The organism is Staphylococcus sp. GDY8P94P, from assembly GCF_017892255.1.
Taxonomy (GTDB): domain Bacteria; phylum Bacillota; class Bacilli; order Staphylococcales; family Staphylococcaceae; genus Staphylococcus; species Staphylococcus cohnii.
Genome location: NZ_JAESKU010000001.1, coordinates 374,215 through 389,357, shown reverse-complemented (window position 1 = coordinate 389,357; position 15,143 = coordinate 374,215). Strand labels below are relative to the sequence as shown.

Genomic DNA, 15,143 nt, shown 5'->3' with positions numbered 1-15,143 from the left:
GTATTCCAGGAGGATTAAACATATGAAGAAATTTGCTTTGTTTATGGTAATAGGTTTAATGTTTTTATTAGTAGCATGTAATAATGGTGGCTCAGACGATAAAAAGTCATCGGATACAAAATCAGATAGCAATGAATCAAATAAAACAGTTAAGATAGAAAATGATTATAAAGCTAATGGAGAAAAACGTGATGGAAGTGATGCTAAATCTGTAAAAGAAACAGTTGAGGTTCCAGTAAATCCTAAAAACGCAGTTGTGTTTGATTATGGTGCATTAGATACATTAAAAGAATTAGGACTTGAAGATAAAGTTAAAGCAGTTCCTAAAGGTGAAGATGCTAAATCATTACCAGATTTTTTAAGTGAATTTAAAAATGATAAGTATTTAAATACTGGTAGTTTAAAAGAAGTTAATTTTGATAAGGTTGCAGAAGCAAAACCAGAAGTGATATTCATATCTGGACGTACAGCAAACCAAAAAAACCTAGATGAATTTAAAAAAGCTGCACCAGATGCTAAAGTAGTTTACATAGGTGTAGATAATAAAGATGAAGTTAAGTCGCTTAAAGCAAATGCTGAAAAAATAGGTAAAATTTATCAAAAAGAAGACAAAGTTAAGTCGCTTAATAAAAAATTAGAAGATAAAATAGCAAGCATGAAAGAAAAAACAAAAGATTTAAAAGACCAAAAAGCATTATATTTGTTAGTAAATGAAGGTGAATTATCAACATTTGGTCCTGGAGAACGTTTCGGTTCTATGATTTTTAATACAATGGGCTTTACACCAGCAGATAAAGAAATTAAAGAAAGTAATCATGGCCAAAATGTTACAAATGAATATGTTGCAGAAAAAAATCCTAGCATTATTTTTGCGATGGACCGAGGTCAAGCTGTAGCTGGTAAATCTACTGCTAAAAAAGCATTGAGTAATGATGTCATCAAAGATGTTGATGCCATTAAAAATGATAAAGTATATGAATTAGATCCAAAACTTTGGTACTTCTCAAGTGGTTCGACAACAACTGCGATTAAACAAATTGAAGAAGTCGAAAAAGCAATAGATAAAGAATAATAATAGACATGAGTGGGGATTGTCTTAATAACGCATACTCAAAGCAGTGAAAATCACTTTAATCGTGAATTCACTGCTTTATTGATATGGTTGATTCGTCCTGCTTAAACGGTGATATAAAATCTAACTAGGCTAATCTCAATTGTTTTTTGGTTGGCTCAATACTAGAATGGAATTGAGCACTTAAGTAATAAATTGATTTAAAAACTTGTATAATGAATAAAAATAGTAAAAGAAGGTGACATAAAAATGATTTTAGATAATGTAAACCCAAATGATTTATTTCCAACAGAAAAGAAAGGTCCTAGTGTACTAGGTACGATAGAGTATTCTGTACAAGGTTCTACAGAATTTGAAGGTGCATTTATTGCTACAAATGAACGTATTATTTTAAATGTAGATATGAATGGAGAATTCTATTATAGAAGTATTGGTTATGATGAAGTAGAGAAAATTACATACGAAGACGGTCGCATTCATTTCACGTTTAATATTGGGCCTATGCCGATGAAAAATATACAAAAAGGTGATGCAGAAGCGTTTGTACAATTTGTAAAGGACAAAATAAACGCATGATAAGAAGATAGTGTTTGAATCAACTTGTGTATGTCATGTTTATGTTTATTTTTACAATGGTTTAAATAGATAAAAGAGCGACGTAGAAACTTGATTAGAAAATAAAGTTCTGCGTCGCTCTTTTTGTTTAGCATTAATTATATAGAAAAGTAAGTGCTGTAATGATATTTACAACGATTATTAAAATGTGCATCACAGTTTGGACACGCTTCAATCAGCATATATTCATTGATTGTCATTTCGTGTCTGCATACACCACATAATATAGCTTTTGTATTAAACTCATCAGCATCCCATCTTTGTATTGAATGAGAGGTGTCCTCATTATGACATTTATAACATGGATAGTATCTATTACAGCATTTGAATTTAATTGCTATTACATCTAATGGTGTATGGTAGTGTGTACAACGTGTTTCATTATCTACAGTTGCACCGTATACTTTCGGCATCTTATAACACTCCTAACGTTCAATAGGATGTTCACCAATTATTCTAACTTCTGGATGAAGTTCAACATCAAATTTTGCTTTAACCGTTTTTTGCACGTGATGGATTAAATCTTCGTAGTCAGTTGCAGTACCTTTATCAACGTTTACCATAAAACCTGCATGTTTCTTAGATACTTCTACGCCACCTATACGATAGCCTTGTAGGTTTGAATCTTGTATTAATTTACCAGCAAAATGTCCTGGTGGTCTTTGGAAGACGCTACCACAAGATGGGTATTCTAAAGGTTGTTTCGTTTCTCTTCTATCAGTCAAATCATCCATTTTCTCTTGGATATCTTGTAAATTGCCAGGCGCTAATGTAAATGCAGCTTCTAATACAACTAAGTGTTCTTTTTGGACGATACTATTACGATAATCTAACTCCAGTTCTTTGTTTGTCAGTGTGATTAGATCTCCCTTTTCATTAACACATAGCGCATAATCAATACAATCTTTGACTTCACCACCATAAGCACCTGCATTCATAAATACAGCGCCACCAATTGAACCTGGGATACCACAGGCAAATTCTAATCCAGTAAGCGCATTATCACGTGCAGTACGTGACACATCAATAATTGCAGCACCGCTTCCTGAGATGATCGCATCATCAGAAACATCAATATAATTTAACTGAAGTAGACTGATAACGATTCCTCTGATGCCACCTTCACGGATGATGATGTTTGAACCATTACCTAAATATGTGACGGGTATATCATTTGTGTAGGCAAAATGAACGATAGCTTGGACATGCTCATTTTGGGTTGGAGATAAATAATAATCAGCTTGACCTCCCGTCTCAGTGTATGTATAGCGCTTTAACGGTTCGTCAACTTTTATAATATCTTTTGGAACTATTGCTTCTAATTCTTTTAAGATGTCATCTTTATGCAATTATAGAACATCCTTTCCTGTTGAATTCATTTATATATTATACCAATGATTTAAAATGTTTGCTAAATAGTATATCGTTTTATTGAAAACGATTAAGTTAAATTATTATTTTAGTGATTACAGATTAGTTGTGTGTGTTCGATAAATCTTTATTGATTTTTCGGAGTAGTTGTTTGAAAAGTAATTGTTTTTGATTTTCATATTCACGAATTAGTACTGCGTCTGTTGCTAAATTATACTTTTGCTTTCCAAAGTTGGTTGCTGAAGATGAATTTATTGTTAAGTAATGATTTGTCTTCAGATAATCATTATAAAGTTGTGAATCTATTTGAACAATATGTAATCGAGCAATTTGTCTTAAATCAATGAGATTATTAAATTGAGCCATTACTACTTTTTTGTGATATGGATGGTGAAGTCTATAAAACCCTTCATAATTTAATCTTTTTTCATCTAAAGCAGTTATATCATGTAAATCATTGACGCCAACTAAAACATCTAAAATAGGTTCAGTAGGGTAGTTGAAGTGACTTGTACCCCCGATATGATGTGTTGTTTTTACAGGTGTATCTAAGAGTGTCAATAATTTATGACGTAGCATCTGATATTGTTTAATAAAAGTTTGTTGTATATCTTCATTGATAAAAGGTTGAACATCCGAATGCATTGAATTAAATCACTCCTTTAAATGATCAAAATAAATTGTTAAACTGTAAATTCTGGAATAATATATCATATATTATTTTCAAGTTAAATAAGTTTCTGTATAATACGTAATGATAAGGAGTGCAGAAATGAAAAAATTAATGTGCTTTTTTTTATTAGTTTGTTTTGCTGTAGTACTAGTCGCTTGCGGACATGAAGGTGCCAACGAATTTAAAGATTTCGATAGCACATTAACTGACGTAAAGCAAAAAGAAAAGGAATTTAATAAAGTTATGGATTCTATTGATTTAGAAAACATTAATGATTTAAGTAAAACAGATATGACTGATAAAAACAAAAAAGAATTCAATCAATTGCAAAATAACTTGAATAGCAAGTTAACACCTAAACTTGAAGCATATGAGAAATCTACCAAACATCTGCCAGCAAATTCTGAGGAAACCAAGGAATTAAAATCAAAATATTTAGCATCTGTCAAAAAGAAAAAAGCTGCCATCGATGAAGTTAAAACATTTGTTGATTTATACAACCAAGCAGTTAAAGCGAATGAAGATATTTTAGATTACACAAAACTTTTTGAAAAGAATAGATCAGAAGTAGAAGAAAACATGAAAAAAGCTAATAATGCTGGTGAAAGTGTTAAAGGCTTTAAAGAGAAATTGGAACAAAATAACAAAGATTTAAAAAATACAGCGGAAAAAGAATCCAATTCTACAAATGCTAAATCAGAGAAACAAATTATTGAGACTCAAATTATGCCATTAATTAAAAAACAAATTAAAGACTTGAACAAGGCAGAAATAACAGATGGCTATGTGAATGATGCGCGTAAAAACACGATTGAGATGTACTATAGCTTACAAAATTATTACGAAACAAGAGAAGAAACAATTGAAATTGGTGAAGCAATCGCTAAAATAGACATCAATAAATTACCTAAGGAAAGTGAAGATTTAAAACATTATGATAAGGATTTTAATAAACGCTATGCCGAATTAAAAGAAAAATATCAATAATAAATTAATCGGTTAAGTTATGAGATTTGTAATAAACTGTTAACAATAAAAAGGGAATTGTGTATAATTGGAAACAATGATATGTGAATATCATTGGAATTTCACACTTTTAGAGACAATGTGGTGTGTTAAATATTTTTAGAGGTGAATAGAATGGCTATAAAGCTGAGTTCGATTGACCAGTTTGAGCAAGTTTTAGAAGAAAATAAATATGTATTTGTGCTGAAGCATAGTGAAACATGTCCAATTTCAGCAAATGCTATTGATCAATTCAACAAATTTTTATATGAAAGAGATATGGATGGTTATTATTTAATCGTACAACAAGAGAGAGCTTTATCAGATTATATAGAAGAAAAAACAAATGTTAAACATGAATCGCCACAAGCATTTTATTTTGTGAAGGGACAAGCGATTTGGAATGCAAGTCACGATCATATTAATGTAAAATCTTTGGCAGGCGCTGAAGAATAAAAAATAAATATTTAATAAAGAAACGCTTGTTAAGCTTTAAGTTATATTAAAAGGTTTAACAAGCGTTTCTTATAATGTGAAAAAATGTGTTTTGACATGTATAATATAAAGTTGAATTAGTAATGCATCTATGTGCATAGATGTATATTATTTATGTAACTATTGTATTTATCATCAATACGATGTTTGAACGTGATTACCAACCTTAAGTGTGATGATATTTTTACCAGCGGTTTAGTAGCATATGATTTGTGCTAATTTTAACACAAAGTGAAATGATACTTAGTTTGATTTCTGCACAGTTGAATTAAATATATCAATTAATCACAGCTATTTAAAATTTATAAGGTGTGGAAATCACGTTAACTTAAAAATAAAGCTATGAAAATTACAATGTAATATTAATATTAGAGGTGACAAAATGAAAGTATTAGTAGCAATGGATGAATTTAATGGTATTATATCTAGCTATCAAGCCAATCGGTATGTAGAAGAAGCGGTTGCTAGTCAAATAGAGAAGGCTGATATTGTTCAAGTACCGTTGTTTAATGGTCGGCATGAACTGATGGATTCTGTCTTTTTATGGCAGTCAGGTACCAAATACAGAGTGGTTGCACATGATGCAGATATGAATGAAGTAGAAGCTGTTTATGGTATTACTGATAATGGTATGACAATTATTGAAGGTAATCTATTTTTAAAAGGTCAACGTCCAATTATAGAAAGAACAAGTTATGGTTTAGGTGAAATTATACTTGATGCAATAGAAAATGGTGCTGAACATTTAATTATTTCGCTAGGTGCTATTGGTAGTTTTGATGGTGGTGCTGGCATGCTTCAAGCACTCGGTGCTAAATTTTATGATGACGAGGCTCAAGAAATCGATGTTACACAAGGCAGTCGTGTTTTAAAATACATTCGTCGTATAGATGTATCTCAAGTTGATCCTAAGTTGAAAGATATTAGAATCCAACTTATGTCAGATTTTGATAGTAAATTATATGGTAAAAATAGTGAAATCATGCAAACATATGAAACGCATCAAATTTCGCATCAAGAAGCAAGTGAGATAGATAATTTAATATGGTATTTAAGTGAGATGTTTAAAGCTGAATTGAAAATCGCACTAGGGCCTATTCAAAGAGGCGGCGCTGGTGGGGGTATTGCTGCAATGTTAAATGGTTTATATAGTGCTGAGATTATGACGAGTCATGAACTGGTAGACCAAATTACGCATTTAGAGTCATTAATTCAACAAGCAGATTTAATAATTTTTGGTGAAGGTGTGAACGAACAAGATCAAATTTTAGAAACGACTACCGTTCGCTTAGCCGAGCTAGCTACAAAATATGACAAACCGTCAATTGCAATTTGCGCAACAGATGATAAGTTTGATTTGTTTGAATCGATGGGCGTAACAGCAATGTTTAATACATTTATAGAAATGCCTCAATCTTTTACAGATTTTAAAATGGGAATTCAAATTAGACATTATACAGTTCAAGCGATTAAGCTATTAAAAACACAGTTTGATGTTAATAAATAAAATATAAATGCAAAACCGTCAATTTCTATTGTAATTATATAGAAATTGACGGTTTTTTAAATTCTACAAAAATCAGCAGTTGTTCGAAGTTACAATCATAAGACATAAATTTTATAAAATTATTTTTAATACACATATGTATGATAAGAAACAATATTACCATAATGTTGAGACCTAGCGGTATCGTCTGATTAACAAATACAAGTTTGAGGTTGATACGAAATATGTGTTGGACTAGCATGCATCATCAAAATTGTAAGGTATAAAAATAAAAAAGGGAGTGGGACAGAAATCTAATTTTTTGAAAAGATTTCGTTGTCCTACTCCGACAAGGATGAAAAGCATTAAAAAGTATAAAATGAGCGCTATATCCGAGTCATTTCTATTTAATCATTCTTTTGATAAGTTTGTACGACTTCTTGGGCAATACCTACTATGACATCTACAGCTTTTTCCATGACATCGATAGAAGCATATTCGAAAGGTCCATGGAAGTTATCACAGCCTGTAAAAATGTTAGGTGTTGGTAATCCCATAAATGATAGTTGTGAACCATCTGTGCCACCACGTATCGGTTCAGTATTAGCTGGAATATCTAACTTGTCAAAGACACGTTTTGGAATGTCTATAACATGTGGTTTTGGCTTAATTTTTTCTCCCATATTGTAATATTGATCGTTTATTTCAACTTCAATCGGCTCATCTTCAAAATGACTATTGATATCATTTTTAATTTCTACTAAACGTTTTTTACGTAAATCAAATTCATGCTTATCATGATCACGAATAATATAGTAAAGTTTCGCTTGCTCAACATCACCATCAAATTTCATTAAGTGATAAAAGCCTTCATAACCCTCTGTACGTTCAGGCACTTCATTTTGAGGTAAAAGAGCGTTGAATTGTTGACCTAATAGCACAGCATTAACCATCGCATCTTTAGCAGAGCCTGGATGAACATTAACACCGTGACAAGTTACAATCGCTTCTGCAGCATTAAAACTTTCATATTGTAATTCACCAAATTGGCTGCCATCCATTGTATATGCAAAGTCAGCATTAAAACGTTCAACGTCAAATGCATGTGGGCCTTTACCAATTTCTTCATCAGGTGTAAAAGCTACTCTGATGCGACCGTGTTTGATTTCTGGATGCGATGTTAAATATTTTAAAGCTTCCATAATTTCAACGACACCAGCTTTATCATCTGCACCTAATAATGATGTGCCATCTGTAATCATTAAAGTATGTCCCTCTACTTGTTTCATAGCAGGAAAGACATCTTGACTTAAAACTCGATTTGTATCGCCGAGCTGAATTGGTTTCCCATCATAATGCTCAATAATTTGTGGATTGACATTTGTAGCATTAAAATCGGGTGAAGTATCAACATGTGCAAGAAAACCAACAGTTGGAATAGCTTTGTTAACATTACTTTCTAATGTTGCAAACAAGTATCCATTTTCATCAACATCCGTTTCTAGTCCTAAATCTGTTAATTCATCATTCAATAAATTCAATAAATCCCACTGTTTATTAGTGGAAGGTGTTGAATTTGAATGTGGATCAGATTGTGTATCAATTTTGACATATCTTGTAAGTCGCTCAATAATATCATTTTTCATAAAAACACCCCTTATGCTCTGTTATTCATATTATATGATTTCTTATATATTTTACCATTCATTTTGCCAATGTGTTGTTTTATGCGTGTATAAAGATAATAAATAATCTCTGCACATAAAATACCAAAGGCAATTGCACCTGAAATAAGTGTTACTTCGAGAAATGTATTGACGGCATGTGTATATTGGTTGCTTACTAAATAGCGTGTTGCCTCATAGGCAAGTCCACCAGGAACGAGTGGAATGATGCCAGGCACAATAAAGATGATGACTGGTCTTTTATAACGTCTACTCATGGTATGACTCATAATTGCCAATATAAAACTTCCTAGGAACGAAGCCATTACCTTTCCTAGTTCTAGATCAAGTGTCACTTTATATATAATCCATCCCATAGCACCAACGAAACCGCAAGCTAAAAGGAGACGTCGAGGTGCATTAAAAATAACAGAAAATAGCATTGTCGCTAAATAACTAATAATAAATTGTAAAACATAGTAGCCAATGACCATTTGAGCACTCCTTTTTAAAATATTAATAAAACGATTGCGACACCAGCACCTATAGCAAATGATGTTAAGGCCGCTTCGACTCCACGAGACATGCCAGCGATGAGTTCGCCTGCCATGAGGTCTCGGATAGCATTGGTAATTAAAATACCAGGGACTAGTGGCATGACGCCTGCAATGGTAATAATATCTTGGTTTGCTGCCATGCCTAATTTTGAAAATGTAGCTGCTATTGTAATAACAACCGCAGCGCTAATAAATTCCGAAAAGAATTTGATTTGTATATAACGTTGAACAAAATCAAAAGTTAAAAATGCACCAGCTCCTGCAAGAATTGCAAAAAAGAAGTCATTCATAACACCGCCAAACATAAATAAGAAAAAACCACATGCAATGGCAGCAGCAAAAAATTTAGTGATAGATGAAAACTGTAATGATGCATGGTGTAAATGAATAAGTTCAGATTTTGCTTCATCTATACTTAATTGATTATTAGAAATCTTTCTAGATAAACTATTGGTTAATGCAATTTTTTCTAGATCAGTCGTCCGCTCACGTATACGGATAAGTCTTGTGTTTGTTCGATTATTGAGTGAAAAAATAATCGCTGTAGATGTAACAAAACTATATGTATCATCTAAGCCGAAACTTGCTGAAATTCTATTCATCGTATCTTCAACACGATAAGTTTCAGCACCGCTTTCAAGCAATATTCTGCCTGCAATGAGCACAACGTCAATCACTTTATCTTCATCAATGATAGTAATCGAATCAGACATAGCTGGGCACCTCCTAAATTTTTCATAAATCAATTGAAAGTTTACCGTGTACTATGGTAACTTTCAATCATATTTATTTCAGTATAGATTGTTTTTATAATTACCTCCTATATTGTAACAAACTTAAATTTGTAAATGATATGTTTTATTTTAAAAATATTGAAGGAATGCTTACGCATTGTTAAATATTACGATTATTTTTATGTTTACAATAATGTTTTTAGAGTTTTACTTTCAAAAGAACTATGCGATGAAATACACTAATGTAGATGTTTAAATAGCCGCTTTCATAATATAAATTAAAAAAGCTTGAGATATAAATAACCATTCTCAAATCAAAATGGATTAATCCACTTTATATGGATTGGTCCTCTTTATATTTAAAATATTACGATTTTGATCGTGCATGCTTGCCTGGGGTATGTTCGAGCCTGTAGTCTCTCACTCATACTATTCCCCCGGGCGTCAGCACGATGCAAAATCTCTATACGTGACGTGTTTTAATACAATAGAAAAAAGCTTCGTATTATTTAACTTATACAACGAATAGAAAGTCATATTTTTAATTAACCAAAAGATATAAATTAATATGAATACATATGATGGATGAGTCCATTTTATATATATAAAACATACGATTTTGACCGTGCATGTTTGCCTGGGGTATGGCTCGAGCCTGTAGTCTCTCGCTCATATCATTTCTCCTGGCGTCAGCACGTTACAAAATCGATACAATATATATTAATATTCAAAAAACAAGGCACTTTCATATAATTTAATAAACGTTCACTCGAATATCAGTTCGAGTAATAAATAAACTTAAACAAGAACTTGGTTTTGTATTAATGGCATTGAATATAAGAAAGATGGTAGCTCAACGAGCTAAAAAATTCCATAAAACTAAAGAAAACGTCAATTTCTATATCTTCTCAATAGAAATTGACGCTTATTTTTTAGTCAGAGATATTTATGTCCCAGACTCTTGAAAATGGCTTCATTTTATTTAGTTATAATTTAACAATAGGGTTAAACATGACTTGATTACGTCCTTCATTTTTAGCCATATGCAACATATCATCTGCGACTTTAAAGACGGTACGTTGAGATTTATAATCATCTTTAGTTAAGTATCCAACACCAATAGAAACTGATAATTTAATAGTTTCTTTATTTGGTAAATGGAAAGTAGATTGTTCCACGCCTTTTCGGATACTTTCACTTAATTTAACGCATTGATCTAATGTATAGTCATATAATACTACAGAAAACTCTTCGCCACCGTTACGGTAAATACTAAATTGTTCTGGGACGTAGTTTTTCAGTAATTGTGCGATTTGTCGTAATACAGCATCACCTGAATCATGTGAATACATATCATTAACATCTTTAAACCCATCAATATCGATGAGTAGTAAACCTAAACTTTCATCATTTTCTTCTGCAATACGTGTTGTTTCATTCAAATGTCTATCGAATTCTTTAACATTGCCTAAACCCGTCAAATAATCAAATCTATCTTCATTCTCATAGCGGTTTACTAAAGAGAAGAAATGCCAAATATCTACGAATGTAATCGAAGAAGTGATTGTTAAAATGAACGATAACGGTATCATATATAACACTTCTTTAAATTCATAATATGGACTGATAAATGACAAGAGGACAAAAATGACTAGCGTAATTAAGTTGAGTATTTGTAATGAGATGATGTCATTTTGTTTTAAAAATGGTCCTATTGCTCCGACAATGATGGCTATTACAATTAAAATCATTGCAGTTATAATCGTATAATCGCCAATTAATACATTAACTAAAGACACGATAAACGCTGCTAAAACTGTATAAACCATATTTGTATATCTACCTAAAAATAAAATTGGCACAAAAGATAAATAGAGTACATATTCATTAAAGATAGGGACAGGCTTTACAGATAATAATAATGCTACAATGGTCATTAAAACCGTGACGTATTCTTTTGAAAACACCATATTTTTATTTTCAGAGTACTGTAATCGGTGGAATAAATAAATTCCTGCGACAGTAACCGCAATATTGTAAATAATCGCTTCAAACATTTTTCTTACGCTCCTTTAAATACACACTTAGTCATTGTAAGTGAAAAGTTACATTTTGTCATCATTGATATTTAGAAATTAATAACATTTGTTTAAAATTCATGTTAGAATACTTATTTGAGTGATTGTAAAATAAATAAATTGTTTATTCTATAAAAAAGAAAGTGAATTTCTGCGTTGAATCTTACTAATGAGTACATTACTATTTGTATTACTAAAAGTACATCGTGTATTATAGACTTAATTGAATCGTTTATAGAATGACTCGAAATATATAAATTTAATTATGTTTTAAAAACATACATGTGTATATCCATTCCAAATATGATTTCATATTTGGAATATTTATAGAGATTTTAAATTCAAATTCAAAATTATAAAGACTTAAAATAATGAAGGTGAACTGATGTATACGTTATTATTAATCATTTTTTCAATGATTGTCAGTTTAATACTTACTCCCATTGTCATAAAGGTTTCTCATAAATTGGGTGTAGTCGATCAACCTAATTTTAGGAAAGTACATAAAAAACCTACTTCTGTCTTAGGTGGTACCGTGATACTACTTTCCTTTTTATTAGGGATTTGGTTAGGACATCCAATTGAAACAGAGGTGAAGCCACTCGTCATTGGGGCAGTATTAATCTACTTAGTAGGATTGATAGATGATATCTATGATTTAACGCCAATCGTAAAATTATTAGGCCAGGTGGTTGCAGCACTGGTTGTCGTTTATTATGGTGTAACCATTGATTTCATCTCTTTACCTATTGGACCAACAATACATTTTGGTATATTAGGTATCCCTATTACAGTGATTTGGATTGTTGCGATTACCAATGCAATCAACTTAATTGATGGTTTGGATGGTTTGGCCTCTGGTGTAGCAACAATCGCATTGATGACTATTGGCTTTATCGCAATATTACAAGCAAATATATTTATAATTATGATCTGTAGTGTGCTTATCGGTGCGTTATTAGGTTTCTTATGTTTTAATTTTCATCCTGCTAAAATATTTTTAGGGGATAGCGGCGCATTACTTGTTGGCTTTATTGTTGGTTTTCTTTCACTCTTAGGTTTTAAAAATATTACATTTGTGTCTTTATTCTTTCCGATTGTTATTTTAGCAGTACCGTTTATAGACACTTTATTTGCTATGATACGACGTGTGAAAAAGGGCCAACGTATTATGCAAGCGGATAAGTCACATCTACATCATAAATTACTAGAGTTAGGTTATTCACATCGTCAAACAGTTATTCTGATATATTCAATCGCATTGTTATTTAGTCTTTCAAGTATTATTTTATATTTATCGCAACCATGGGGCGTACTCATGATGCTTGTACTCATACTCATTACAATTGAACTCATTGTTGAATTTACAGGATTAATAGATGACGATTATAGACCACTCTTAAAATTAATTGAAAATAAAGAACGACATAAAAAAGATGAATAGTTAGACTACTAATTAGAACCTGAGATATGAATATCTCAGGTTCTAATTTTGTTTTATGAACAGCGATAAATTAAAGCAACGACTGATATACTTACTTTTTTAAATTTCACTTTAATTACAAATATCAATGAATATCAGTAAGGTTTTTTCATTCTTTTAACTTTGTAGCAGTATAGATATTATTTATGATGGATGGTGCATATAAATAACTTGAAATAGCTATACTTCAGGTTGTTGGTATGTCAAATGGTAACTTAATGATATCTTGCTCAACTAAATCATAGTTACCAGAAGTAATTTTATTTAGAAAAGCAATAAAATCATCATATTCCGCTTCTACCACATCTATTTGATAACTCACTTTGTCTGTGTAGTTTGTGTTTCTTAAGAAGAAAGATGTTTGCGCTAATTCATATTCAAATTTACCAGTAAGATCATAATCAATAGTGATTGTAGTTGGTATTGCTGAGCGTAAAGCAACACGACCCACTTCATAAATGACATCTCTCACGGCGCCACTGTAAGCTCTTATTAAACCGCCGCCACCCAATTTTATACCACCGAAATAGCGCGTAACTACGACACAAACATTGTGAACTTCTAGTTTTTTTAATATGTCTAACATTGGTACACCTGCAGTTCCACTTGGTTCTCCATCATCATTTGCTTTTTGAATATTCATTTGCGCTCCAACCGTATATGCTGAACAATTATGTGTTGCTTCTCGATGTTCTGATTTTACCAAGTTTATAAAGTCTTTAGCTTCTGTTTCAGAGTCAACAGGTTTGATATGGGCAATAAAGCGTGATTTGCTAATTACATTTTCTACCATATGTTCTTGCTTTATTGTTATGATTGATTCATCCATATTTAAACACTCCAGTCATAGTTTCAATCAATACATATTATTATACACGGTTCTGAATTCAAGTTTAATGTAAAAATAAATTTTCTTTTAATATAAAATAATGTATCATAGGTGTGAGTATAATTGAGGAGGATTATGATGAAAATTGCTGTATTAACAGATTCAACGAGTTATCTATCTCAAACATTAATTGATAAATATAATATAAATATTGCGCCACTAAGTGTAACTTTTGATAACGGTGAAAATTTTGTAGAAAACGCATCTATTTCATCAGATGAATTTTACGAAAGAATGAAAACATCTAAAACAATTCCTACGACAAGCCAACCGGCAATTGGTGAATTTATAACAAAATACGAGCAATTACGCGATGAAGGATATACAGATGTCATAGGCGTTTTCCTTTCTTCAGGTATCAGTGGTACTTATCAAACAGCTACACAAGCGGGAGAAATGGTTGAAGGGATTAATGTGCATACATTTGATTCAAAAATTTCAGCGATGGCAATGGGGATTTACGTATTACATGCAATTGAATTAATTGAACAAAACGATGAACCTCAGGCAATTATTAAAGAACTTGAAGCAATGCGAGAAGTCACAGGTGCGAGATTGATGGTAGACGATTTGAAAAACTTGCAAAAAAGTGGTCGTATTACTGGTGCTCAAGCGTGGGTTGGTACGATGTTGAAAATGAAACCAGTCTTAAAATTCGAAAATGGTTTAATTTTACCTGATGAAAAAATACGTACTAAAAAACGTGCACTTAAAGAAATTATCAATAAAGTGATTGAAATCGTTAAAGATTATGAAGAGGTTACTTTATTAGTGATAGGTGGAGATGTTCGAGAAGATGCAGACTGGATGTACAATGAATTACAAAACAACTATCCACAATATAAATTATATCGTTCTTATTTAGGTCCTGTAGTCGCAGCTCATTTAGGCTCAGGGGGTATGGGATTAGGTTTCACAGGTAGATCCGTACGTACAGACTAAATGACAGATTTGAAAATACTTTTATCATGTGTTAAGTAAAGTAGCGTTTTGCGAGAGATACTTGTTATAAATATAACTG

At 31.7% G+C, this 15,143-nt stretch carries 15 protein-coding genes and 1 pseudogene; 8 read left to right on the top strand and 8 right to left on the bottom strand.

Features of this window, described 5'->3' with window-relative positions:
• Positions 1-22: 22 nt before the first annotated feature.
• Both KA926_RS02005 and KA926_RS02000 read left to right on the top strand, forming a co-directional pair.
• Entirely contained in the window at positions 23-1,072 is a 1,050-nt protein-coding gene (locus KA926_RS02005; protein WP_210143547.1) for a ferrated catecholamine ABC transporter substrate-binding lipoprotein SstD, read from the top strand.
• 249 nt (positions 1,073-1,321) lie between these two features.
• Positions 1,322-1,648: a PH domain-containing protein gene (locus tag KA926_RS02000; protein WP_019469512.1), complete on the top strand. Its 327-nt coding sequence runs from the start codon at positions 1,322-1,324 to the stop codon at positions 1,646-1,648.
• 137 nt (positions 1,649-1,785) lie between these two features.
• On the opposite strand, the gene KA926_RS01995 is transcribed toward KA926_RS02000, so the two are convergent.
• From KA926_RS01995 to KA926_RS01985, 3 genes are all read right to left on the bottom strand, one after another.
• Entirely contained in the window at positions 1,786-2,100 is a 315-nt protein-coding gene (locus tag KA926_RS01995; protein ID WP_210143546.1) for a CHY zinc finger protein, read from the bottom strand.
• Between the two features lie 12 nt (positions 2,101-2,112).
• Positions 2,113-3,036 (bottom strand): UDP-N-acetylmuramate dehydrogenase, encoded by a 924-nt coding sequence (murB, locus tag KA926_RS01990; protein WP_107385209.1) that lies wholly within the window; start codon positions 3,034-3,036, stop codon positions 2,113-2,115.
• 124 nt (positions 3,037-3,160) lie between these two features.
• Positions 3,161-3,703, bottom strand: a complete 543-nt coding sequence (locus KA926_RS01985) for a GrpB family protein (protein ID WP_210143545.1) — start codon at positions 3,701-3,703, stop codon at positions 3,161-3,163.
• Between the two features lie 127 nt (positions 3,704-3,830).
• Here KA926_RS01985 and KA926_RS01980 point away from each other — a divergent pair, with 127 nt between their 5' ends.
• The 3 genes from KA926_RS01980 (at position 3,831) to KA926_RS01970 (ending at position 6,738) form a co-directional block, all read left to right on the top strand.
• The gene (locus KA926_RS01980) at positions 3,831-4,718 is read left to right on the top strand and encodes an EMYY motif lipoprotein (protein ID WP_210143544.1); all 888 of its coding nucleotides are present in this window, start codon (positions 3,831-3,833) and stop codon (positions 4,716-4,718) included.
• A 153-nt stretch (positions 4,719-4,871) separates the two neighbouring features.
• Positions 4,872-5,192: a bacillithiol system redox-active protein YtxJ gene (ytxJ, locus tag KA926_RS01975; protein WP_019469507.1), complete on the top strand. Its 321-nt coding sequence runs from the start codon at positions 4,872-4,874 to the stop codon at positions 5,190-5,192.
• A gap of 421 nt (positions 5,193-5,613) precedes the next feature.
• Positions 5,614-6,738: a glycerate kinase gene (locus KA926_RS01970; protein ID WP_210143543.1), complete on the top strand. Its 1,125-nt coding sequence runs from the start codon at positions 5,614-5,616 to the stop codon at positions 6,736-6,738.
• Positions 6,739-7,124: 386 nt separating this feature from the next.
• Here the strand turns inward: KA926_RS01970 and pepT are convergent, their stop codons facing one another.
• The 3 genes from pepT to KA926_RS01955 are packed head-to-tail and all read right to left on the bottom strand — an operon-like array spanning position 7,125 to position 9,651.
• Positions 7,125-8,363, bottom strand: coding sequence for a peptidase T (gene pepT / locus KA926_RS01965; RefSeq protein ID WP_210143542.1), 1,239 nt, complete (start codon positions 8,361-8,363; stop codon positions 7,125-7,127).
• Positions 8,364-8,374: 11 nt separating this feature from the next.
• The gene (locus KA926_RS01960) at positions 8,375-8,875 is read right to left on the bottom strand and encodes a threonine/serine exporter family protein (RefSeq protein ID WP_245335815.1); all 501 of its coding nucleotides are present in this window, start codon (positions 8,873-8,875) and stop codon (positions 8,375-8,377) included.
• A 14-nt stretch (positions 8,876-8,889) separates the two neighbouring features.
• Positions 8,890-9,651, bottom strand: a complete 762-nt coding sequence (locus KA926_RS01955; protein WP_019469503.1) for a threonine/serine exporter family protein — start codon at positions 9,649-9,651, stop codon at positions 8,890-8,892.
• A gap of 785 nt (positions 9,652-10,436) precedes the next feature.
• On the opposite strand from KA926_RS01955, the pseudogene KA926_RS13860 reads away from it, so the two are divergent.
• Positions 10,437-10,692, top strand: a pseudogene (locus tag KA926_RS13860) (hypothetical protein); the annotation flags it as partial.
• On the opposite strand, the gene gdpS reads toward KA926_RS13860, so the two are convergent.
• Positions 10,659-11,729: a GGDEF domain-containing protein GdpS gene (gdpS, locus tag KA926_RS01950; RefSeq protein WP_210143541.1), complete on the bottom strand. Its 1,071-nt coding sequence runs from the start codon at positions 11,727-11,729 to the stop codon at positions 10,659-10,661. The pseudogene KA926_RS13860 and the gene gdpS overlap by 34 nt on opposite strands.
• 406 nt (positions 11,730-12,135) lie before the next feature.
• On the opposite strand from gdpS, the gene KA926_RS01945 reads away from it, so the two are divergent.
• Complete coding sequence (locus KA926_RS01945) at positions 12,136-13,194, top strand: glycosyltransferase family 4 protein (RefSeq protein ID WP_019469500.1); 1,059 nt, start codon at positions 12,136-12,138, stop codon at positions 13,192-13,194.
• A gap of 226 nt (positions 13,195-13,420) precedes the next feature.
• On the opposite strand, the gene KA926_RS01940 is transcribed toward KA926_RS01945, so the two are convergent.
• Positions 13,421-14,062, bottom strand: coding sequence for a YigZ family protein (locus tag KA926_RS01940; RefSeq protein WP_210143540.1), 642 nt, complete (start codon positions 14,060-14,062; stop codon positions 13,421-13,423).
• Between the two features lie 138 nt (positions 14,063-14,200).
• Here KA926_RS01940 and fakB1 point away from each other — a divergent pair, with 138 nt between their 5' ends.
• Positions 14,201-15,064, top strand: coding sequence for a fatty acid kinase binding subunit FakB1 (fakB1, locus tag KA926_RS01935; protein ID WP_210143539.1), 864 nt, complete (start codon positions 14,201-14,203; stop codon positions 15,062-15,064).
• The last annotated feature ends 79 nt before the right edge of the window (positions 15,065-15,143 follow it).

Bases quoted from the DNA above. Each gene is read 5' to 3' on its own strand.
- fakB1 (WP_210143539.1), top strand. From the start codon at position 14,201: ATGAAAATTGCTGTATTAACAGATTCAACGAGTTATCTATCTCAAACA.
- pepT (WP_210143542.1), bottom strand. From the start codon at position 8,363: ATGAAAAATGATATTATTGAGCGACTTACAAGATATGTCAAAATTGAT.
- KA926_RS01945 (WP_019469500.1), top strand. From the start codon at position 12,136: ATGTATACGTTATTATTAATCATTTTTTCAATGATTGTCAGTTTAATA.
- KA926_RS01985 (WP_210143545.1), bottom strand. From the start codon at position 3,703: ATGCATTCGGATGTTCAACCTTTTATCAATGAAGATATACAACAAACT.
- KA926_RS01940 (WP_210143540.1), bottom strand. From the start codon at position 14,062: ATGGATGAATCAATCATAACAATAAAGCAAGAACATATGGTAGAAAAT.
- KA926_RS02005 (WP_210143547.1), top strand. From the start codon at position 23: ATGAAGAAATTTGCTTTGTTTATGGTAATAGGTTTAATGTTTTTATTA.
- KA926_RS01980 (WP_210143544.1), top strand. From the start codon at position 3,831: ATGAAAAAATTAATGTGCTTTTTTTTATTAGTTTGTTTTGCTGTAGTA.
- KA926_RS01960 (WP_245335815.1), bottom strand. From the start codon at position 8,875: ATGGTCATTGGCTACTATGTTTTACAATTTATTATTAGTTATTTAGCG.
- KA926_RS01970 (WP_210143543.1), top strand. From the start codon at position 5,614: ATGAAAGTATTAGTAGCAATGGATGAATTTAATGGTATTATATCTAGC.
- KA926_RS01955 (WP_019469503.1), bottom strand. From the start codon at position 9,651: ATGTCTGATTCGATTACTATCATTGATGAAGATAAAGTGATTGACGTT.
- ytxJ (WP_019469507.1), top strand. From the start codon at position 4,872: ATGGCTATAAAGCTGAGTTCGATTGACCAGTTTGAGCAAGTTTTAGAA.
- gdpS (WP_210143541.1), bottom strand. From the start codon at position 11,729: ATGTTTGAAGCGATTATTTACAATATTGCGGTTACTGTCGCAGGAATT.
- KA926_RS02000 (WP_019469512.1), top strand. From the start codon at position 1,322: ATGATTTTAGATAATGTAAACCCAAATGATTTATTTCCAACAGAAAAG.
- KA926_RS01995 (WP_210143546.1), bottom strand. From the start codon at position 2,100: ATGCCGAAAGTATACGGTGCAACTGTAGATAATGAAACACGTTGTACA.